This is a genomic window from Oribacterium sp. WCC10, from assembly GCF_900113415.1.
In the GTDB taxonomy this organism is placed as follows: domain Bacteria; phylum Bacillota; class Clostridia; order Lachnospirales; family Lachnospiraceae; genus Oribacterium.
Genome location: NZ_FOPH01000009.1, coordinates 92,975 through 113,938, shown reverse-complemented (window position 1 = coordinate 113,938; position 20,964 = coordinate 92,975). Strand labels below are relative to the sequence as shown.

The following is a 20,964-nucleotide window of genomic DNA, read 5'->3' as shown; positions in this document are numbered from 1 at the left end:
TTAATCAGAGCTTTTTCTGTATAATACAGAATTTTAATTTATCCTCAATGAAAACCGTTCTCACAATTTACCTTCACTGATATAATCTTTCATAGGAGCAAAAGTGCGTGAAAGTTTACGAAAGGGGTATGAGAATGGAATGGCAGAAAGAACTGAAAAACTGTATCACAAATGCTGAAGAACTATGCGATAAGCTTGAACTTCCTGCTGAAGAGCGTGAGAAATATGAGAAGATCATATCGAAATTTCCCATGATGATCACGCCGTACTATTTCTCTCTCATTGATGTGAATGATCCTGACGACCCGATTGCAAAAATGTGTATACCGTCCGAAGCAGAGCTTTTGCAGGAGGGAAGTTTCGATACCAGTGGCGAAGGTGAAAACACAAAGTGGGAGGGTGTGCAGCATAAGTACACTCAGACGGCACTTATCCTTTCGACTAATGTGTGTGCCATGTACTGTCGTCACTGTTTCAGAAAGCGTCTTGTGGGGCTGTCAGATGCTGAACTTAATAAGAAAGTAGATGAAGCGGCGGCTTATGTAAAGGAGCATCCTGAGGTCACCAATGTTCTGATCACAGGCGGAGATGCCCTTATGAATCCTAATGCCATCATTTCCCGCTATCTTTCTGAGTTTACAGAGATAGAGAATCTCGATTTTATACGTTTCGGTTCCCGTGTTCCGGTGACGTTCCCTCAGAGAATATATGAGGATAATGAACTGCTTGATTTATTTGAAAAGTATGCGTCGGTAAAACCGATTTATGTTGTAACGCAGTTCAATCATCCAAGGGAAATTACACCGGAATCTATTCGTGCAGTAAAAGAACTTCAATCAAGAGGCATACAGGTAAGAAATCAGTCAGTGCTTCTCAAGGGAGTAAATGACGATCCGAATGTATTGGGAGAGTTATTACGTGGCCTCACAAGGCTGGAAGTGGTGCCTTATTACATTTTCCAATGTCGTCCGGTGACTGGGGTCAAGGGACACTTCCAGGTACCGCTCCGTAAGGGAGTAAAGATCGTGGACGAGGCAAAAGCATTGCAAAACGGGCTAGGTAAGAGCGTGCGATATGTCATGAGTCATCCACGGGGAAAGATTGAGATCCTTGGAGAATCAGAGGCAGACAAAATGCTTTTCAAGTTTCATCAGAATAAATATCCGGCGGATCGATCAAAGATTTTCATCACGGATATCAAAGATGATGCGACCTGGCTTGATTATGAACTTAATCCGGTATAAAAAAATTCCGGGGAAATACTTATCTAATGAGATGATTCGTGGACTCATCTCAAGCGTTCAACCAGCTCCTTCAAAACATCAACCACATGGTCGGCATCATCGAGACTTGTATCCTTACTGATGGTGAGCCTCAGACTTGATTTGGCTGCCTTGTTGTCAAGGCCTATAGCGCTCAGCACATGGCTTGGCTCAAGTGAACCGCTGGCACAGGCGGAGCCTGCACTGGCGTAAATGTTTCTTTCATTCAGGAGAAGCAGCAGGGTTTCGCTGTCGATGTCACGGAAGGAAACATTTATATTGTTAGGAAGTCTCCGGCTAATGTCACCGTTCAACGTAGTATCTGCGATTTCAGTTGTCAGTCTCTCTATCATATGATTTCTGATGGACAGCTCTTTTTCTGCAGTTTCGTTCATGTTGGCACAGGCAAGTTCTGCCGCTTTTGCAAATCCCACAACAGCTGAAACATTCTCGGTTCCTGCACGTTTTCCGCGCTCCTGAGCACCTCCGTGAATAAATGAAGGAAGCAATACACCCCGACGGACGAAGAGAAAACCGATGCCCTTCGGCCCGTTAAGTTTGTGTGCGCTTACAGACATGAGATCGAGATTAAGCTCCTCTACGCTTATCGGGATATGTCCGTAGGCCTGAACAGCATCTGAGTGGAACAGTATCTGTTGGCCGCTTTCTTTTCTGAAATCTCTGAGTCTTTCTCCGATTTCTTTTATGGGCTGCAAAGTGCCCACTTCATTGTTGGCAGTCATGATGCTGACAAGGAATGTATCGGGGCGGATCGCGGCAAAAACATCATCCGGATTCACAAGACCATTTTTATCCACATCAAGATATGTGATATCGACACCTTTTGCCTCCAGATATTCACAGGTATTCAATATGGCATGGTGCTCGATTCCGGTGGTGATGATGTGCCCCGGATTACTTTTTTCCGAAGTCGTATCGCTATACAGTTTTGGCTGTGAATCTGTATAGGCAGTTTTTTTAGAGCTCTGATGAAGAGAATCATATATTTCTTTACTGCCGACAAGTGCCCAGTTGTCGGATTCCGAACCTCCGCTTGTGAAATATATCTCCGAAGGTTTTGCGCCTATGGTGGCGGCTATGGTTCTTCTGCTTTTTTCGATTGCGCTTTTTGCATGCTGACCGATGGTGTATATGGCGGAGGCATTACCGAAATCATCTGTGAGAAAAGGCATCATGGCCTCAAATGCTTCCTTTGAAAGCGGTGTGGTGGCCGCATTATCCATGTAATAATAATCTTTCATTTCGTACTCTTTCTGAATAGTCATATGATGTAAGGATTCCTGCTCTATGCACACGAATGTGTGCGTTAGCGCTAATCAGTGAGTGGCAAATACTTATGGCACTTGTATCATTATATCAAAAACCTAGCAAAAGACTAGGAAATAAAACATTGTTTTTTAGATAAACCTATGAAGCCGGAACTATGAAGAGGCAAATCAAAAAATCTATGGAATCGGACCTTATTCTTATAGACGAACTTCAATCTGCCGATGAAATAAGTAGTGTGGATGATATAAGGTTATCTGCGCGTCGACGCTCCGCGCTTTCGGCAGATAATAAGGCATTCACCGTATGTAAGTTAAGGATTGAAGTATTTACATATAGTCAGGGATAGGATGGAGTGTTATGAAAAGGATTTCAGGTAAAGAACAGGTTTCCGGAGTGATACGTGGTGTTCTGCCACTTTTGATATTTACATTTCTCGTTTTCAATCTCTCAGGATGCGATCATAATGAAAATATTTCAGGCAAGGATGAGGGCCATGGAAGGATAGAGGCCAAAGGTGACGGGAAGGGAGTAAAGCTTTCGGCCTCGGAGGAGACTTTGGCAGAAGAGTTTTCGTCTAAATTAAAAACCATCCCCGGCATGGGAGAGTTCGAGCTCAGTGCTGAAAAAATCAGGGGCAGTTCAAATGATTTTGTACTCAGGGTTAAGAATAGAAACAGCTTTCCTGCGGGAGCATTTATTCTCTGTGTATTTAGAGATTCAGAAGGGAATGCTCTTGCTGCGGTATCCCGTGAAACGGAGATACTTATGGAAGGCGCAGAGGATATCCTTGGATTCAGCTTCGAAGATGATGCGCTTAAAGACAGCTATGAAAACCTTGAGATAACAGCCTATGCAAGAGAAAAATCTCATAATACAGTCATGATGATCGATAACTTCCCATCGTCAAAGATAAAACTCTATTCCGGAGAACCGGAAAAGGGAGGAATGTATGATGGCTGGCAGAAGGTGGACGTTAAGGTTGGTGCAACGGATACAGACATAGGGGATGTACACTCATTTTTCTATGACGTTGATGATCATCTGATCTACTATAGTCCGGTCTGGACCAGAGAAAATGAGTTTTCGGCATACTGCCCTGAGAATTTCGATCACTGTGAGATCCTGATTGAGAAGCTTGTGGATGGTGCGGTGAACCTTCCTGACAGTGTATATGATTCTTACAAATCAGAAGGATGTATCACAAACTGTGATGGAAGTGAAGTCTATGAAAGTCCGGAAGGAAAAGTGCAGTACGACTTTTTCAAAGCTGCAGATGGAACTATTCTTCTCCATGCTGTAAACATTTCAAATGAGAATGTGGACTGGAATATTAACAGTGCCATCATTTTCAGCGGCAGCAGGAATAATTCGGTTTATGATCTTTTCCTTGAACCGGGGGAAGAGATCATCTGGGATCCGGAATTTGAAAATGATACAGAATTCTGGCTTATGCCACCTGCGGCATGGACGACGGAAGGACGACTTCTCACAGCACCTGAAATTGTCATGAAGGACACAGAAACAGGCAGAGTACTGGAAGCGGATGCATCGGGAACCATGAACGGTCCCGGATTTGATGAATATAACACTGTAAGCTGCAGTGCTACGGTTGTTTATCGTAAAGGCGAAAAGACAGTCGGAGCTGAAGAGGTTTCTTTCAGTGAGGGAATGTTTAAGGATACACAGAAGGACTCAGCGAAACTGAAATTCGATGGTAAGTTTGATTCCTGTGATATCTATATTCAGTATGATCAGGTCAGATTCATGCAGGAAGGGTATTGATTTCCTTATAGTGACTGTACAAAACGTCGAGATAAGATAGTAGGGCTTCCACGTTAAATGACATGGGATCCCGGGCAAAGACACCCGCTTATATATGAAAAGGAGGTATCGTATCATGAAGAAGCTTTTGGCAGTAATGCTTACTTTCTGCATGCTGATGTGTAACATTGTTGCATTTGCGGATGAGGTTGTGGAGCTGAACTGGTCTGATGTTGTGGCACTGGATGAAGAGTCCGGTGATGATATCATTTCCAAGGGAAGATTCGTGAATTTTGATGAAGTTGACTGTAAGATGTGGATTCCCAACAGCATTAAAGAAGTAGAGTTGACAGCCGATGATAAGGAGGATGGATACATAGGGTACTATGAGTCTAAGAATCAGGATTGTGCTGTTGCAGTGGTATATGTGAATACCGGTCTTGATCTTGAAGAATACCTGGAGGCGCTGAAAAAGACTGATGGTGTTGAGTATGCAAACTATATTAAAGTGAATGGCAATACCGCAATCTCATATGATATGCCCGATGATGATACATCCTGTCTGGCGTTTGAAACAGAAAACGGATATATTCTGGAATTTTCTTTTGCACCTACAACAGGAGATAAGGTTCTTGAGACTATTGGATATATGGGATGCTCTATCATGCCGGGTGATGGAGATACTACAGGAAAGTCAAAATAGGCAGCATAGTCGTTTGCAGTGTATATTGATAGGAGGGCTGTGGCCGGTGCCACAGCCTTAAGTCTTTGGGCGAAGCGTAGAGATATGGAAGAGATTACAGTTAAAATCAGAAGATATAAAAAGAATATCGAGGTTAGCGGCAGAGCGATGCTTGCATTTGCAATCTGGTCAGTGCTGAAAGGAGTCATAACCATAGCACTGGGTGGAAAGACAGTCTGGGAACTGATGGAGGTCAGTGAAGCGGATAAAGAAGAGCTTGGGATGCTGCTTTTGATTGTGTATTTTATATTGATTTTGATCGCCTTCCTTTTGTTTGTGTATATTGGACGAAGAGCCATATCTTATGCAAGAGATAAACACAGAAAGAAAGGATTTCTCATTGCAGCGGCAATCCTTTTGATTCTGGATTTCATTGGCATTCCGGGATATTTCACAACGACAAAAGGCCTGGAAAATATTGATACGGCTATTGCTTCAGCGCTGGTAGACATCACCACCTGTTTTGCACTTTTCGATATGATCTATTCTGCGATACGGATCGAAAAACTGAGGGCAGATAATAAAGTGACAGATACGGTTTAATTGAAGTGAGTAATGTGAGACTGGTGACAGTGACAAAGGAACTTCCACGAAGTTTAAATACGGAGCATTCGGATATGGATTTGGACATGCGTATAAAGGAAATGCAGGTCTGTTTTACGGAGAAGAAAGAATAGAGTTACTGATATGCAGGAAGATTTTCATTATTATGCCACATATTGCGCGGCTTTTCTCGCCGGTTTTTCCCATGAAGAGAGTCTGGATATTTGCTATAGCGCCCAGTTTGTTGATCTTTGCTCACGGACACTTCTTTCGAAGATAGGTGGGCCTCTCAATGCTGCGACGACACAGCTTCAGCTTGAAATGATGGATGCCAGGACAGATATCATTGGTCTTCAGGATATAACGAGGATCTGGGCATCTTTTCATTTTCTGCCTGCGGATCTGTATGCGAAGAAGGAAAAACGCACGAAGAGATACATGGATAGATACAGGCTGATATGCGGCCCGAACGGAGACCTTCTGGTAAAAACGGTTGAGATTGCAAAGGGAAATGGCCTTCAGCATATAGGCATTGCCATGCATGTTCTTGCGGATACCTGGGCTCACAGATATTTCGCAGGGACCCCGTCCCTTGTGATAAACAATACAGATGATCATTTTTATGAGTTACGTGATGAATGGAGAAAGGTGAAGTTCAGACATAATCCTTCCGCACCGGATGATATTGAGAATGGACTTTACAGTAACAGTCTGTTTCAGAGCAGGGAAAACTCCATCATGAATCTGGGACACGGTCGGGCGGGACATTTCCCGGATTATTCATTTGCAACATACAAGTATCTTCCGGCATGGGGCGAGTATCAGGAAATCATAAAGGACAATCCTTCTGATTATAAAAAGGCTTTTTCGCAGATGATTTATGCCATGAAATATCTGAAGGGAAGCATCGATACATTTGAAAAGGGCAGATATGAAGATTCGGTGTTTGAAAAGTACGGAGACCGGATAGACAGTATATTGAGAAAGAGGCAGCTTAATGCGTGCAGTGACTGGAAGGCATTTGGAGAAGAACTGTCCGGTCATGAAATAGAGGATTTTGATATCGAAAAGTATCAGGAAGAGTATCAAAAGGCCGGGAAGAAAGAAAAAGACGGAACATATATCGGCGGATTCATAGTAGCTGCAAAGGCTCAGAAGGCAATGGTTACGGGAGAAATATTTAAATCCGGAAACAGACTTGCAGGTTTATCAAAAATTATTTCAAAGGGAAAGGGAATCCTGAAGCTTCTGAAGATTAAGTGATAGTGTATAGCGGAAAGAGGTTCTTATGACACAGTTTCAAAGAGTGAAAAGCATATTGTACGGGATCCTGCTGATCAGTATCGCCATTCTGATAATGAGTTTTCCTGCTGAATCATATACTTTTATACTTGCCTTGATCGGAACGGGATTTTTTCTGTCGGGTGTGAGTACACTGGTATACTATTTCACCATGTCCAGGTTCATGGTCGGGGGAAAAAGATCCCTTTACACCGGTGCTATCATGATTGATTTCGCACTTCTTACTTTGTCATTTAATGATGTTCCCAGGGTATATGTCCTTTTATATTTTGCAGTATTGCACGCCTTTACGGGACTCATAGAGATACTTAGGGCGAACGAGACCAGAAGAAACGGTTCAAAACATTTTAAACTGAAACTGAGCCATGGAATCATGGATGTCATGCTTGCACTAATCTGCATCATTTTTATAAAGGATACCATCATTGCGGTATTTATATATGGTTTCGGACTTGTGTATTCGGGGATAATGCATTTCATATCGGCATTCAGAAGAACAACCATGCTGCAGTATATACCGTGAGATTTTATGATGTAAGGGTCAAAAGTACCAAATCACGTGCTTGCACGTTGATTTGAGACTTTATGACCCGGCCACCGTTTCTTAAGAATCTCAAGGAGGAGATGATGAGATATAGAAGGATGACAATGAGAATCAGGTCTGAAGAAGCAATAAATGAATCATCTTTTCCCGGGAGTATTCTGCCGGTGAATCGTCTGGATAAGAACTTATCTGTTATAGTGAGATTTTTTGTGTTGGCGGTAATGTCAGCCATGCTTTTAACTGCCTGTGGATCAAACGGTGTTAGCGGACAGAATGTTTCAGGCAATGTTTCTGATTCGGTAGGCGATGCCTCTTTACACATGGGTTCTGACGAACCGCTTTTGAAGCAGGATTCATTATGGTCTGACGGGAACAGTCTTAAGGCTATGATCATATCGGATCTTCACTATACCGAATATAAAGAGGTGGATCATAAGAGTGTGCCCGGCATGGCGGTGGCAGAGGAGATTGCGGATACAATAGTTCAGGAAGTCATATCGAAACATCCTGATGTGTTCATAATGACAGGGGACAATACAAACAGCGGTTATTCCGGAGATGTTTCAGGGCTGATCGCTAAACTCAGGAAAATAAAGGACAGCGGGATTCCTGTTATTGTGACCACCGGCAATCATGACTTTGATCTGATGAATGAAGCAGAATATGAGGAGGCATATTCTGAACTGCCGGATCCTGTTGACAGAGATCCTTCATCACTTAGCTATACAGCGATAGTAAAGGATGTGGTATTTCTTGCCATGGACGATAAGGCTCTTCACATTGGAGCACAGGGAGAATTTTCAGATGAGACAATGAAGTGGCTAAGAGCAATGCTTGAAAAATATAAAGGCCGTAAGGTGGTATTCCTCTCACATCACAATGTCCTCTATGGAACAGGTGAAAAGGGTGAAGAGTCTCATGTGATACACAATAAAGAGCTTCCTCAGGTTCTCAGGGATGGAGGAGTTAAGCTGGTAATCACAGGTCATATGCATTCACAGTACATAACGGAAGCGGACGGACTGTGGGAGATCCTGAGCGGAATGCCGTATTCAGGAAAGCATCTCATGGGAAATCTGGCAGTTGGAGATGACCGGATGGTTTATTATGCAGAGCCTATAGATTTTGATACTTACGGGAGTTCGGTTGAGCCTGAACTTCAAAAGCTTGAAGCGGAAAGCTCGGATTTTCTGAAAGAGACATTGTCCGGTCTTTTAGAGGGTGAAGGTCTTCAGGGAGTGAAGAAGGAAAATGTTCTTAAGCTTATTGAGCGTTTCTTCCTTTACTACGAAGAAGGGTCTATAGCTGAACATAAAGAGGATCTAAAGAAAGATCCCAATTACAAAGATATGCTGAAAGCTCTCTGGAATCATAATTACGGGCCATGGATGGAATCCATGATTGAAAATACAAAGCACAGTGGACGGGAACTGGAAATAGTAATGTGAAAAGGTAGTTCCCGAACTATCTGTAAATATTAAAGGGCGGTTTCTGCAAAAGAACCGCCCATTAACATTTGATAAATCTTTTTTACATTTTAGAATGGCAAGAAGTTATTTAGAACAACCCGTTGATATACTTTGTAAGAGCCTTTCTGTCATAGAAATTCTTTTCGTCATCTATATAGAAATCAGGCTCTGCGCCCTGGTCGATGTCATAGAAGCTTCCGTTCTTCGTAAACGCCATACGAAGCGGGCCTGAAACCTGGAAAACAGTTCCCGTAGCTGACATACAGGGCAATACCATGCAGGAACCACCACCTGATGTCTGTCCCAAAAGAGTAACCTTATGAGAATTCTTGAAGACACTTGGAACCAGATTTCCGCATGAGAAACTATTGAAGGATTCCAGACAGTAAAGCTTATATCCCTGGAGAGAATCCTTTTCGTCAAACTTGTGATCAAGATTCAGATCCACATGAACATAGTCTGTCATCATAGCCCCTGTCATAGTGTTATGAATTGAGTACATTCCTGTGCCTAAAAATGTTCCGAGTACAAAACTTGCAGCATTGGAATCACCGCCGCCGTTGTTTGAAAGATCAAGAACAACATTCTCTATAGGACTACCGTCTCTTGTTATCTGTGCATAGGAATACAACATGAGACCGACAGTATCATCAGGATCTGCTTCTTTAGGAGGATTCTTGTAGTAGTCGGCATCTTCAGGAATAGGCTTGAATCCGTCAAAAGTGATATAGGCTGTGTTTCCAACTTCTTCATATCCGGGACAGCCATCAGGATAAGCTTCAGCCCTTGCAAGACCGAAGCGTTTCACTTCATCAATCATTATCGCTATTGAGCTTCCGTAACTATTCTCGATTTCAGCGTCTACACCGCTTTCGTAAGATGGCAGAATGAATCCGCTGTGTCCGTCATCCAGATTCTTATTGATAAATTCAGCAAGTGCACTGTCGCTAACCTTAGGGTCAGTGCTTAACAAACTGTACTTGGTTCCGGTCTGAAGGAACATACGGTCAAAAGAACTGATTCCATGAGTTTCCTTTAATCCATAATTATAATCCAGCATCATACACAGTTCATTATAATTAAAAACTGCCATGGAAGGGCTTATCTCTCCTGTATCGCCGGCATAATACAGTTCACCTATATCAGTGAGACTTCCATCCTCATTCTGAGATCCGCCATTTGTGAAAAGAATCTTGTTCTGAAGTCCGCCATATGTAAAAAGAATCACACTCTTGCCATTATAAACGAGCGGAATATAGAACCTGGTAAGGATAAAATCATTGATTATGGCAAGGGGCATATAATATTTATCCTTGTCTCTTATGAGATCAATTCCATAATCATCAAGATTCAGTATGAGAACATCTCCGTAACGTTCATAGGAATCACCGGTATGCTCAAACAGATCTCTTGATGATTCACTTGCCAATGCACGTTCGGATACAACATCCATCAGTGAATCCATATTAGAAGCTTTCAGGAAATCGTCATGATCCAGGAATGTGATGGTATTCTCATCGAAATCCAGCTTCATCCAGGTTCCGCTTTCTCTTGTCAATGTTGCAGTACGGCCGTCACTGGTGAGTTTAAGCTTATAATCTTTATCCTTTGCCTGAATAAGGTAAGCATTTTCAAGTACCATAGGAACATCTTCAAGAGAGATGTATGGCACGGACTCATCCGGATCAAAGAATGCCAGGGTTATCTTTTCCTTGGATTCAGCGGAATTGAAATAGATCGGTACTTCCTTAGTCTTCAGGTCACCTGCTTCGAATGCCTTTTGGAGAGGTCCGCCCTCTCTCAATCTTGTCAACTCACTTTCAAGCCATTCATTTAACTGTTCACTGTCAGCTTCAGATAAACCGGCTGTATCTTTATTATCGTTTTCGGCATTTTTGGAATCCGAATCGGATTTGTTGGATTCCTTTGAGTCAGCTTCTTTTGAGTCACCTGATTCTTCAGTTTCGGCAGAACTGGTTTCCTCCGCTTTTTCAGTTTCAACCGCACTGGTTTCTTCATTGGCGGATTCTGTGGCAGTTGCTTCGTCGGTTGCTTGGGTTTCAGTTGCTCCTCCTGAACCTATCTCAGGTGTTGAAGTAGCATTACATCCAGCCAGTATCATACTTGCTGTGATAACTGAAGCTAAAATACCATTGAACTTTGTTCTCTTCATTCATGACCTCCTTGAAGTTTTCACCATCAATTTGTAATGCGGAAAAAAGCAAAATATGATATAGCACATTGCACACGAATGTGTGCGTTGGCGCCAATCGGTGAGTGGCAAAGACTTTGACCCTCACGTCAAAATATCACTTAAGATTTTTTCACGTATATTTACATATTTCGACCACTTCAAACTGCTACATAACAGAAAAATGTCTTATTCATTACATTTTGATTACGAAAAGTATTGGCCTGTATTTTTGAGATTATGTTGTTTGGAAAAAGTAAAACCTTGATAATATAGTAATGACACCCAAAATTGATCCGTTTACCAGAACTCCGTGGTGATGACTAAAGTTCCGGGTGGTTCTCATTCACCCGGAAATCCTGAACTCTCTCGGGGACATTCCGTAAGTTTCCTTAAACAGACGGTGGAAATACGATGTGTTTTCATAACCCACATTATATGAGATGTCAACGGTTGAAAGTGCCGTATTCCTCAAAAGATAAGCAGCGGTTTTCATACGCTTATCCATAAGAAGGTCTTTAAATGTTTTACCCGTGTTTTTTTTGATGATGCGGCCCATAGTATAGATGTCGATGCTGTTCTTTTCGATAAATTCGGAGAGGGCAGCATTTTTATATTCTGTTTCAATGTAGTTAAAGAGCTTTATCATGAGTTCCTGTTCAAAGGAATTTTCCGGAAGGCAAATGTTTACATCCTGTGAAACCAGATGCTCGAAAAGCAGCGCCATAGACTGTTGGGCCAGGTTTCGTTTCTGTTCGGGATTTTTCAACATCAGCCAGATAAGGTTCTCCATGAGATTCTGAACCGGCAGCAGGTCATGCACCTGAAAATAAAGATAGTTTCCGCCCATGTCCTTGTCAGTGAGACAGCTTATAAGAAAATCTCTCAGAGGGTTGTGATCCCCCGACAATTTCGGAAGCACCGAATCAAAAAACTCAGGACGTATCATGAAGTTCACCGCTATATCATCTCTGGATGCAGGAAATATCTCCTGTGTGGCATGCTGGTTCATGAAAAGAAGATCTCCTTCCCGGAGAGTGATATCCTGTCCGTCAATGACATGCCTGGTAGAGCCCTCACACATATATACGAATTCGATATAGTTGTGACTGTGCTTCGGAAAATGTACAAATCTTGTGTGTGGGCGAATGTCAATGAGTTTTCCGTTATCCAGCACCTTTCGGTGGTCGATGACGGAATTTTTTTCGCCCTTTTCCGGAGCATAGTAAAGGGAACGGTCTATAGTCTGATGGCCGTTCAGCAGTTCCATTTCTTCCGATGTCAGATAAGAAAGCTGTTCAAGTATTTCAGGGTTCATAAATCTCCTTTTGACTGACTATATATATAACGGTTCAGCCGGTACACGTTTGAAGAGTCGGAGGGTAGCCATTCACGAACGGCTGCCCTCCGATTCTTCTCTGCATATGCTGCTGAACTATTACCTTAATATCTCTCAACAGTATACGATGACATGACTCACTTTGCAAATCAGGACGTAAAACACTTCAATTCATGACCTTAAACTGCAAATATGAACTATATATACTATACACATAAATGATGACGTTGGTTCTGAAAGCAATATTCGGATTAACTGATGGTTATAAGGTATTTATCAGAAAACAGATTACGGAATATTACATTACCGTTGATGCGATTCGAACTAAAAACTTGTTGAAATGAAGAAAACATAATTCAAAAAACGTCAATTGAGGGGAGATATAAGACAATGGATCAGAGATTTGAAACAGCAAAAGCAAAATATGAAGCGGTGGGAGTTGATGTGGAGAAGGCCATGAAGGAAGCCGAAAGGATAACATTATCCATGCACTGCTGGCAGGGGGATGATGTACGTGGATTCGATCAGAAGGGACCTCTTTCCGGAGGAATCCAGACAACAGGAAACTATCCTTACAGCGCACGTACACCGGAGGAGCTTTTTCAGGATATAGAGAAGGTTTTAAGCTACGTTCCGGGTAAGCAGCATAAGCTGAATCTTCACGCATGCTATGCGATCTTCGAGGATGGCGAGTGGGCAGACAGAAACAGACTTGAGCCGAAGCATTTCAAGAAGTGGGTTGAGCTTGCAAAGAAAAACGGACTTGGTCTTGATTTCAATCCTACATTCTTCAGTCATCCGCTTGCAGAAAGCGCAACTCTTTCTTCTGAAAATGAAGAAGTACGAAAGTTCTGGATTCAGCACGGCATACAGTCTCTTAAGATTTCTGAGTATCTGGCAACCGAGACAGGTATGCCTTGTCTCATGAACATCTGGATTCCTGATGGATTCAAGGACATCCCGGCTGACAGAAAGGGTCCTCGCGCAAGACTTAAGGACTCTCTCGATCAGATCCTCAGCACTCCTTATGACAAGGATAAGGTTAAGGTTTCCGTTGAGTCAAAGGTTTTCGGCATCGGAATGGAGTCAATGACAGTAGGTTCTCATGAGTTCTATATGAACTATGCATCACGTAATGACATCTACTGCCTCATCGATACCGGACACTTCCATCCTACAGAAAATGTTGCAGACAAGCTTTCATCAATGCTTCTTTTCGATGACAAGGTAGCACTTCACGTTTCCCGTCCTGTTCGCTGGGATTCAGATCATGTTGTTCTGTTCAATGATGACCTTCGTGAACTTGCACTTGAGATCGTACGTAACGGTGCTGAGAAGTTCTTCATCGGAATGGACTACTTTGATGCATCTATCAACAGAGTTTCAGCCTGGACAAACGGTATGAGAAATATGGAGAAGGCGCTTCTCTATGCTTGCCTTACCCCGAATGAGAAGCTTAAGGAGCTTCAGGATAAGCGTAACTTTACAGAACTTATGAGCCTTAGAGAAAGAGTGAAGACTCTTCCTTTTGGAGATATCTGGGACTGCTACTGCGAGAAGCAGGGGGTACTTAAAGAGGATGAGTGGTTCGAGGACTGCAGGAAATACGAATCTGAGGTTCTTTCAAAGAGAGGATGATTCGATTGGAAATAATGCCTGGCACCTTTGGCTTTTAATTTAAGGTACCGGGTGACTATGTGCTGATTTAAGAATAATGGCTTTTGTGGAGATATAAGTTTGAAAGTGAACGAACTTTCAAAGTTTGTAGGTGGGTCAGATACGGGCTCAGATGAATCCGGCTCGTGCCTGACCCAAGGAGGTAAAAATGAAAGTAACAGATTCAAAATTATTAAAAGGTTTCACAAGAATGTGTCAGGATGGATTCGATCAGGGCTGGCATGAGAGAAACGGCGGAAACTTAAGCTACAGAATGAAAGAGGAAGAAGTGAAGGCTCTTGAGGGTGAATTCAGTTTTGATGCAGAGTGGAAGGAACTTGGTACAGAGGTACCGGCTCTTAAGAATGAATACTTCATGGTTACAGGATCAGGAAAGTATATGAGAAACATGGAGACTTTTCCGGAGGAGAACCTTTGCATTATCCGTCTCGATGAAACCGGAACAAAGTATCAGATAGTCTGGGGTCTTGTGGATGGAGGAAAGCCGACTTCCGAGCTGCCGACACATCTCATGAATCTTGAAGTTTGCAAGAAGAGAGATGAGAACATCAGAGTAGTTTATCATTGCCATCCGACCAATGTCATCGCTCTTACCTATGTGCTTCCTCTCAACGACAGAGTGTTCACCAGAGAGATATTTGAGATGGCTACCGAGTGCCCTGTTGTGTTCCCTAAGGGAATCGGCGTCATCCCATGGCTTCTCTGCGGCGGAAAGCTCATTGGTGAGGCTACCGCGAAGGTTATGGAGACAAAGGACTTTGCGGTTTGGGCACATCACGGAGCATTTGCATGCGGAACGGACTTTGACATTACTTTCGGTCTCATGCATACGGTTGAGAAGGCTGCGGAGGTACTTGTAAAGGTAATGTCTATGACGGACAGAAAATTAAACACCATTACACCTCAACAGTTCAGAGAGCTCAATGAGCCCTTCGGAATTGAGATTGACGAGCAGTTCCTGTATGAGAGAAAGACCGGATTTATCGGAGAAATGCCGCAGGATTAAATCAGGTTAATGCAAACTTGGCGTTGGCTCCCTATTGATCCCGGAGCCGACGTTTTTTGATATATCGGGAGATACACAAAGACTTACGAAAAACCTGAAAGTAAGCATCAGAACGAATAATGTGTCAGATACGAGTCCGGATGAATATGACTTGTGCCTGGCTCATGGAGGTGAAAATGAACGAAGAAAGAATTTACTATCTGGCGGTGGACATCGGTGCTTCCAGCGGAAGACATATCCTTGCCCATCTTGAAGACGGAAAGATAGTGCTGGAAGAGATATACAGATTCCTGAACGGCATGGATGAAGAGAATGGACATAAGGTATGGGATACGGAAAGACTTTTCCGTGAGATAAAGACCGGTATGAAGAAGTGCTGTGAGGCAGGAAAGATTCCTTATTCCATGGCCATCGATACATGGGCGGTGGACTATGTGCTTCTCGATGAAAACAACGAAAAACTTGGTCCCTGTTTTGCCTATAGAGACAGTCGTACCGAGGGACAGGATTCGGAAGTGTATAAAGTGATTTCCGAAAAAGAGCTTTATGATCGCACAGGCATACAGAAGGCCACATTCAATACCATCTATCAGCTTAATGCGGTTAAAGAACAGCGTCCTGAATGGCTCCGGAAGGCCGGTAGTTTTCTCATGGTGCCGGATTATCTAAACTTCCTTCTTACGGGCGTAAAGAAGCAGGAGTATACCAATGCTTCAACCACTCAGCTTTTGGATGCCGTTAGCTGTGACTGGGACAGGGAGCTGATAAAGAAGCTGGGATTTCCTGATAAGCTGTTCGGTGAACTGTCCATGCCGGGAACTGTTGTAAAGGAGAAGTCTCGTGATCAGTCCGGGGAGACAACATGTGTAGGCACCGGAAATCTGAAAGAAACACCTGATTCCGAAAGCCGGGGAAAGTGTGGATGTCTTCTTCCGGAAGTCATCGAAGAGGTTGGCTTTGACTGTAAGGTCATCCTTCCTGCCACTCACGACACCGGTTCAGCTGTTATGAGCGTGCCTTCAACTTCTGAAGATGTGCTTTATATCTCATCAGGAACCTGGTCACTTCTCGGAACAGAACTTCTCAGTCCTGAACGTTCTCACGAGGCTCATGATGCCAACTTCACCAACGAAGGCGGCTTCGATCACAGATTCCGTTTCCTTAAAAACATCATGGGACTTTGGATGATACAGTCAGTTCAGAAAGAGCTGATTGCTGATTACGATTTATATATTGAAAAAGCTTATGAGGTATCAGACCCTAAGATGCAGGATAAGCGGGAGACCGCAGGAGAATCCCATAAGTCGGACGATATATGCGGAGAAACAGAAGAAATAAACATAGAAGATGCAAAGAAATATTTCAGCTTTGCAAATCTATGCTCAAAAGCCAAAGAGGCTTCCATCAACTCTGTAGTCGATGCCAATGACTCAAGATTCCTTGCCCCCAAATCTATGATAGAAGAGGTGAAAGCGGCCTGCCGTGAGTCAGGGCAGCAGGTGCCGGAAACCCCATGGGAGATTGCCAGAGTCATATATCATTCACTCGCTGTCTGCTACAGAAAGGCAGTACAGGAAATTGAAGGTATAACAAAAAAACGGTATGAGACTATTCATATCGTAGGTGGCGGTTCCAATGCAGAGTGGCTGAATGAGCTTACTGCAAAAGAGACCAGACTTAAGGTAATTGCAGGTCCCGGAGAGGCCACAGCCATCGGAAATATCGGAGCCCAAATGATAGCGGCAGGGGTATATGAAGACCTCTGGATGTTTAGAAAAGCTGTGTCAGAATCATTTGATGTAAAGTGTTACAAACCGGAAGAATGAAATACTGACGGGGAATTTCAGCACCTTAAAAGTATAGAATTTAAAAATTGAAATAAAAGTATAAATCAACGTTAATACCGGACGCAGAACACATGTTGTTGTATCTATGTCCGGATATAAGCATTTGCATAAAACAGAAAGGTGAAAAAATGGAAAGAATGGCATGGCGAGGCCGCATCAAACCGGGATGCAAGGCAGAATATATAAAGAGACACAACGAAATCTGGCCGGAGATGGTGGAGGTTCTGAAGAAAGCAGGAATCGTAAACTACACCATATTTGCAGACGGAGACGAACTTTTCGGATACTATGAGTGCGAAAAAGGGGTAACCTACGCCGAGAAGACCCAGGCGGAAAGTGCTGTGGTTGACAGATGGAACGAGTATATGAAGGATATCCTCGAATTGGTCATGGATCCTGTTACCGGTGCACAACCAAAGCTTGAACCGGTATTCAGGCTGGATTGAGTTCTGATCAGAACCAGAGGGCATCAATAAAAACGTTAAGCTAGGGCTTAAAAAATCAAAAAAGCTCCCCTTAGAACAACTTGGAGATTTTATCCTTGATCCCATCGGCAATTCTGAGTTTTCATCAGGAAAACTCAGAAACTGCCGATGGCGTAGTGGTTCTTAGGGGGCTTTTTCGGATTTTTTTGCCGAAGCGCCCCGTTTTTTGATTGATGCCCTCTGGTGGAAACTAACACAATCCCTGCCTGAACTGCTACCGCAATTTTGTTTGAAAAATCATCAAAATTTGCAATTAAAAAAGATTAATCAAAATGCAAAAATGCTACTATATCTACAGTTAAAAGAAGCAACGAAACAACAGAATTTAATATGAGGATGTGCTGCATTGAACATATAAGTGCATACGGCGCATCATTAGTAAGCGGCAAATACATGTGCTCCTTACATCATAGAATTGGCCAATCAAAATCTGTAATATTTCGTATCAATTGTTTTCTGCCAGGAGGTAGTTTATGAAAAAGATTGTCGGTCGCATAGGAGCTGCATTTACAGCCTGTGCGCTTGTGGTGGCAGGCGGAACCTTCATAAGTGTGAAGGCTTCGGACTTTAGCGGAAATACTCAGCTTAAACTTGCTCATAATCAGCAGGACGGTTCCGAGATTGCGGATACCATTGCAAAATTCAGTGATTTTACAGAAAAAGATTCAGGCGGAGACCTCAGCATCAAGATATATCCAAGCGGACAGCTGGGATCCGAGACGGAAGAGGTTGAGATGGTTCAGGCAGGAATTCTTGATATGGCGAAAGTCAGCTCCAACACTCTCGGTCAGTTCGATAACAGATATGCGATATTTGCATTACCTTATCTATTTACAAGTCAGGAACATTACTATGAGGCCATGGAAAAAAGCGAGGCTGTAAAAAAGCTTTTTGAATCCACTGCAGATCAGGGATTTATCGCTATAGGTTATTACGCAAACGGTTCAAGAAACTACTATCTCAAGAAGGATGTCTGTGTAGATGACCCTTCAGATCTTCAGGGCATGAAGATCCGTTCCATGGTCAGCACAACCTCCATGGGCATGATAGAGGCCATGGGCGCAACTCCGGTGCCCATGTCTTCCAGCGAAACCTATTCGGCTCTTCAGCAGGGAATCGTTGACGGAGCTGAAAACACAGAGCTTGCGCTCACAGTAAACGGACATGAAGATCTCGTGAGTTCATACACCTACACTGAGCACCAGTATTCTCCGGACATATACATTATCAGCACAAAGACCTGGAATTCTCTTTCAGAAGATGAACAGAAAGCTCTTCAAAAGGCACTTTCCGAGACCAATGACAACTTCAAGGCAGTTTACAATGACATGATGGATTCCGCCATTGAAGAAGCAAAGGAACATGGAGTCAATATCTACAAGGATATCGATAAGACTGCATTCATCGAAGCTGTTCAGCCTATACATGAAGAGTACAAGTCACAGGGCAGCGAATATAAAGAGCTCTACGATGATATCGAGCTTTACAGAAGCTGATATTTCTTGTGCATCCTAAGTCTGTATAGGTTCTGATTGGTCTCTATGTTCTATGGAGGCTGAAACCCGAAGAACAGAAAAAACAGCTTTTACAGAGTAAACAGAATTCCGGAAACAATTAGGCGGAATATTGAAAACGGGCTTTAGATATCGATGTAAAACAGGTCGTGATATCACGGCGGAATGGAGAAAAAATGACTAAGACAGTAAATCGGATTATCGAAACAATCATGGCTGTCCTTATAGTATGCATGGTCGGAGCCAATTTCTGGCAGATATTCACCAGATTTGTTCTTAACCACGCAGCTGACTGGACAGAGGAATTTATGAGATACGCACTTATCTGGCTCACGATGCTTGGTGTGCCTTACGCATACGGAAAGAATCAGCACATCGCAATTGAGTTCATCGTTGATACATTCTCGAAAAAAGGAAAGAAACTCAATGCTATCTTCGTGGAGACTCTGATTCTGATACTGAGCGTGTCAGTGTTTATCGTTGGTGGCATCATGGTAACACTTAATGCAAGAGGACAGTTATCAGCAGCACTTCAGATGCCTATGGAGTTCTATTATATGGGTGTTCCAGTGGCGGGCTTCCTTATGGTGTTCTATACGGTGCCGAGGATTCTCGAACTGGTCAGGCACATAAAAGATGAGTCCAATGAGACAGAAAGGAAGGCAGCGTGATGATGCAGGCACAGGCAGCGATAGTTCTATTGGTAGTGTTTTTCTTCCTTCTATTTATGAAGGTTCCGATCTCCTTCAGTATCATTTCTTCCGCACTGGTGACCATAATAATGTTTATGGACCCACGCTTTGGAATGTTTATTTCAGCTCAGAAAATGGCAAGCGGAATAGATTCCTTCTCACTTCTGGCGGTTCCTTTCTTTATCCTTGCGGGAACTCTCATGAGTAACGGCGGAATCGCACAGAGAATCATCGATCTCGCCATGCTGGTGCTTGGAAGAGTTCCGGGCTCACTGGCTCTTACAAACATCGCGGGAAACACGGTTTTCGGATCACTTTCAGGTTCAGGAATCGCGGCAGCCACTGCCATAGGAGGAGTGATGAATCCTCTTGAGAAGGAGCAGGGCTATGACGAGGCATTTGCGGCAGCAACCAATATCGCAACGGCGCCTGTCGGTCAGCTGATACCTCCGACCAATGCTTTCATCGTGTACTCGGCGGCAGCCGGCGGAACTTCTGTGGCAGCGCTTCTCATGGCAGGCTGGATACCCGGACTTCTCTGGGCAGTACTTTGCGGAGTGGTAGCATTTGCCTATGCGGCAAAGAACGGATATGTAGTCAAGAGAACAGAAAAGATCACACTTAAGGAAGCATGGAGCACATTCTGGCGCGCGGTTCCTTCACTTCTCATGATAGTTATCATCATCGGCGGTATTCTCTCCGGACTTTTCTCGCCGACTGAGGCAGCAGGTGTTGCGGTTATTTATGCATTTATACTGGCATTCTTCATTTACAGAAGCATCGGACTTAATGACATCTACAAGGTTCTCGTTGATGCCGGAACCATGACTACCATCGTTATGCTCATCATCGGAGCATCTCAGGTTCTCAGCTTCGTACTTTCTTTCACAGGACTTCCGCAGGCCATCAGTGCACTGCTTCTCTCGGTGTCAGACAACAGGATAGTGATTCTCCTCATCATAAACATTATCCTGCTCATCGTTGGAACCTTCATGGATATGGCTCCGGCCCTCATGATCTTCACACCGATATTCCTCCCGGTGGCGAAGAGTGTGGGCATGGATGAGATCCAGTTCGGCGTTATGATGGTAATGAATCTGGCCATCGGCACAGTCACTCCGCCTGTTGGAAGCGTACTTTTCGTTGGCTGCTCAGTGGCAAAACTGAAGGTGGAAAATGTCATAAAGAGACTTGTACCGTACTTTGCGGTTATCGTAACAGCGCTTTTGTTCGTGACATTTGTTCCTGCAATCTCTGAGTGGCTGCCGAAGACACTCGGACTTATCTAAAGTACATACAG

The 20,964-nt window shown here is 43.4% G+C and carries 17 protein-coding genes; 14 read left to right on the top strand and 3 right to left on the bottom strand.

The annotated features are described in order from the left end of the window. The first annotated feature begins 134 nt into the window (after positions 1–134). Positions 135–1,244 carry a KamA family radical SAM protein gene (locus BM294_RS08420; RefSeq protein WP_091206882.1) on the top strand — a complete coding sequence of 370 codons (1,110 nt, stop codon included), beginning with the start codon at positions 135–137 and terminating at the stop codon, positions 1,242–1,244. A 44-nt stretch (positions 1,245–1,288) separates the two neighbouring features. Here the strand turns inward: BM294_RS08420 and BM294_RS08415 are convergent, their stop codons facing one another. After that, on the bottom strand, positions 1,289–2,524 hold the full coding sequence (locus BM294_RS08415) for a cysteine desulfurase family protein (protein ID WP_091206938.1): 1,236 nt from the start codon (positions 2,522–2,524) through the stop codon (positions 1,289–1,291). A 385-nt stretch (positions 2,525–2,909) separates the two neighbouring features. Between BM294_RS08415 and BM294_RS08405 the strand changes: the two genes are divergently transcribed. From BM294_RS08405 to BM294_RS08380, 6 genes are all read left to right on the top strand, one after another. Then, positions 2,910–4,334: a hypothetical protein gene (locus BM294_RS08405; protein ID WP_091206877.1), complete on the top strand. Its 1,425-nt coding sequence runs from the start codon at positions 2,910–2,912 to the stop codon at positions 4,332–4,334. 115 nt (positions 4,335–4,449) lie between these two features. Then, the gene (locus BM294_RS08400; RefSeq protein WP_091206874.1) at positions 4,450–5,016 is read left to right on the top strand and encodes a hypothetical protein; all 567 of its coding nucleotides are present in this window, start codon (positions 4,450–4,452) and stop codon (positions 5,014–5,016) included. A gap of 39 nt (positions 5,017–5,055) precedes the next feature. After that, complete coding sequence (locus BM294_RS08395; protein WP_091206872.1) at positions 5,056–5,598, top strand: hypothetical protein; 543 nt, start codon at positions 5,056–5,058, stop codon at positions 5,596–5,598. Between the two features lie 144 nt (positions 5,599–5,742). Beyond that, entirely contained in the window at positions 5,743–6,861 is a 1,119-nt protein-coding gene (locus BM294_RS08390; protein WP_091206870.1) for a DUF6765 family protein, read from the top strand. A 25-nt stretch (positions 6,862–6,886) separates the two neighbouring features. After that, positions 6,887–7,423 (top strand): DUF308 domain-containing protein, encoded by a 537-nt coding sequence (locus tag BM294_RS08385; protein ID WP_091206867.1) that lies wholly within the window; start codon positions 6,887–6,889, stop codon positions 7,421–7,423. Positions 7,424–7,548: 125 nt separating this feature from the next. After that, entirely contained in the window at positions 7,549–8,892 is a 1,344-nt protein-coding gene (locus BM294_RS08380; protein ID WP_175494602.1) for a metallophosphoesterase family protein, read from the top strand. A 109-nt stretch (positions 8,893–9,001) separates the two neighbouring features. Here BM294_RS08380 and BM294_RS08375 read toward each other — a convergent pair whose 3' ends face one another. Continuing rightward, a complete protein-coding gene (locus BM294_RS08375) occupies positions 9,002–11,086 on the bottom strand; it encodes a S41 family peptidase (RefSeq protein ID WP_091206861.1) in 2,085 nt (694 codons plus the stop codon). A 364-nt stretch (positions 11,087–11,450) separates the two neighbouring features. After that, entirely contained in the window at positions 11,451–12,422 is a 972-nt protein-coding gene (locus tag BM294_RS08370; protein WP_091206858.1) for an AraC family transcriptional regulator, read from the bottom strand. A 411-nt stretch (positions 12,423–12,833) separates the two neighbouring features. Here BM294_RS08370 and BM294_RS08365 point away from each other — a divergent pair, with 411 nt between their 5' ends. The 7 genes from BM294_RS08365 (at position 12,834) to BM294_RS08335 (ending at position 20,953) form a co-directional block, all read left to right on the top strand. Beyond that, on the top strand, positions 12,834–14,081 hold the full coding sequence (locus BM294_RS08365; protein WP_091206855.1) for an L-rhamnose isomerase: 1,248 nt from the start codon (positions 12,834–12,836) through the stop codon (positions 14,079–14,081). A gap of 187 nt (positions 14,082–14,268) precedes the next feature. Beyond that, on the top strand, positions 14,269–15,126 hold the full coding sequence (gene rhaD, locus BM294_RS08360) for a rhamnulose-1-phosphate aldolase (protein WP_091206853.1): 858 nt from the start codon (positions 14,269–14,271) through the stop codon (positions 15,124–15,126). Between the two features lie 176 nt (positions 15,127–15,302). Then, positions 15,303–16,952, top strand: coding sequence for a rhamnulokinase (locus tag BM294_RS08355; RefSeq protein WP_091206850.1), 1,650 nt, complete (start codon positions 15,303–15,305; stop codon positions 16,950–16,952). 149 nt (positions 16,953–17,101) lie between these two features. Then, complete coding sequence (locus BM294_RS08350) at positions 17,102–17,419, top strand: L-rhamnose mutarotase (RefSeq protein WP_091206847.1); 318 nt, start codon at positions 17,102–17,104, stop codon at positions 17,417–17,419. A gap of 512 nt (positions 17,420–17,931) precedes the next feature. Then, complete coding sequence (locus BM294_RS08345; RefSeq protein ID WP_091206845.1) at positions 17,932–18,954, top strand: TRAP transporter substrate-binding protein; 1,023 nt, start codon at positions 17,932–17,934, stop codon at positions 18,952–18,954. A 194-nt stretch (positions 18,955–19,148) separates the two neighbouring features. Next, complete coding sequence (locus tag BM294_RS08340) at positions 19,149–19,643, top strand: TRAP transporter small permease (protein ID WP_091206842.1); 495 nt, start codon at positions 19,149–19,151, stop codon at positions 19,641–19,643. A 2-nt stretch (positions 19,644–19,645) separates the two neighbouring features. Continuing rightward, positions 19,646–20,953, top strand: coding sequence for a TRAP transporter large permease (locus BM294_RS08335; protein WP_091206936.1), 1,308 nt, complete (start codon positions 19,646–19,648; stop codon positions 20,951–20,953). Positions 20,954–20,964: the final 11 nt, after the last annotated feature.

Bases quoted from the DNA above. Each gene is read 5' to 3' on its own strand.
- BM294_RS08340 (WP_091206842.1), top strand. From the start codon at position 19,149: ATGACTAAGACAGTAAATCGGATTATCGAAACAATCATGGCTGTCCTT.
- BM294_RS08370 (WP_091206858.1), bottom strand. From the start codon at position 12,422: ATGAACCCTGAAATACTTGAACAGCTTTCTTATCTGACATCGGAAGAA.
- BM294_RS08415 (WP_091206938.1), bottom strand. From the start codon at position 2,524: ATGAAAGATTATTATTACATGGATAATGCGGCCACCACACCGCTTTCA.
- BM294_RS08335 (WP_091206936.1), top strand. From the start codon at position 19,646: ATGCAGGCACAGGCAGCGATAGTTCTATTGGTAGTGTTTTTCTTCCTT.
- BM294_RS08345 (WP_091206845.1), top strand. From the start codon at position 17,932: ATGAAAAAGATTGTCGGTCGCATAGGAGCTGCATTTACAGCCTGTGCG.
- BM294_RS08380 (WP_175494602.1), top strand. From the start codon at position 7,549: ATGAGAATCAGGTCTGAAGAAGCAATAAATGAATCATCTTTTCCCGGG.
- BM294_RS08385 (WP_091206867.1), top strand. From the start codon at position 6,887: ATGACACAGTTTCAAAGAGTGAAAAGCATATTGTACGGGATCCTGCTG.
- BM294_RS08405 (WP_091206877.1), top strand. From the start codon at position 2,910: ATGAAAAGGATTTCAGGTAAAGAACAGGTTTCCGGAGTGATACGTGGT.
- BM294_RS08350 (WP_091206847.1), top strand. From the start codon at position 17,102: ATGGAAAGAATGGCATGGCGAGGCCGCATCAAACCGGGATGCAAGGCA.
- BM294_RS08355 (WP_091206850.1), top strand. From the start codon at position 15,303: ATGAACGAAGAAAGAATTTACTATCTGGCGGTGGACATCGGTGCTTCC.
- BM294_RS08365 (WP_091206855.1), top strand. From the start codon at position 12,834: ATGGATCAGAGATTTGAAACAGCAAAAGCAAAATATGAAGCGGTGGGA.
- BM294_RS08390 (WP_091206870.1), top strand. From the start codon at position 5,743: ATGCAGGAAGATTTTCATTATTATGCCACATATTGCGCGGCTTTTCTC.
- BM294_RS08400 (WP_091206874.1), top strand. From the start codon at position 4,450: ATGAAGAAGCTTTTGGCAGTAATGCTTACTTTCTGCATGCTGATGTGT.
- BM294_RS08375 (WP_091206861.1), bottom strand. From the start codon at position 11,086: ATGAAGAGAACAAAGTTCAATGGTATTTTAGCTTCAGTTATCACAGCA.
- rhaD (WP_091206853.1), top strand. From the start codon at position 14,269: ATGAAAGTAACAGATTCAAAATTATTAAAAGGTTTCACAAGAATGTGT.
- BM294_RS08420 (WP_091206882.1), top strand. From the start codon at position 135: ATGGAATGGCAGAAAGAACTGAAAAACTGTATCACAAATGCTGAAGAA.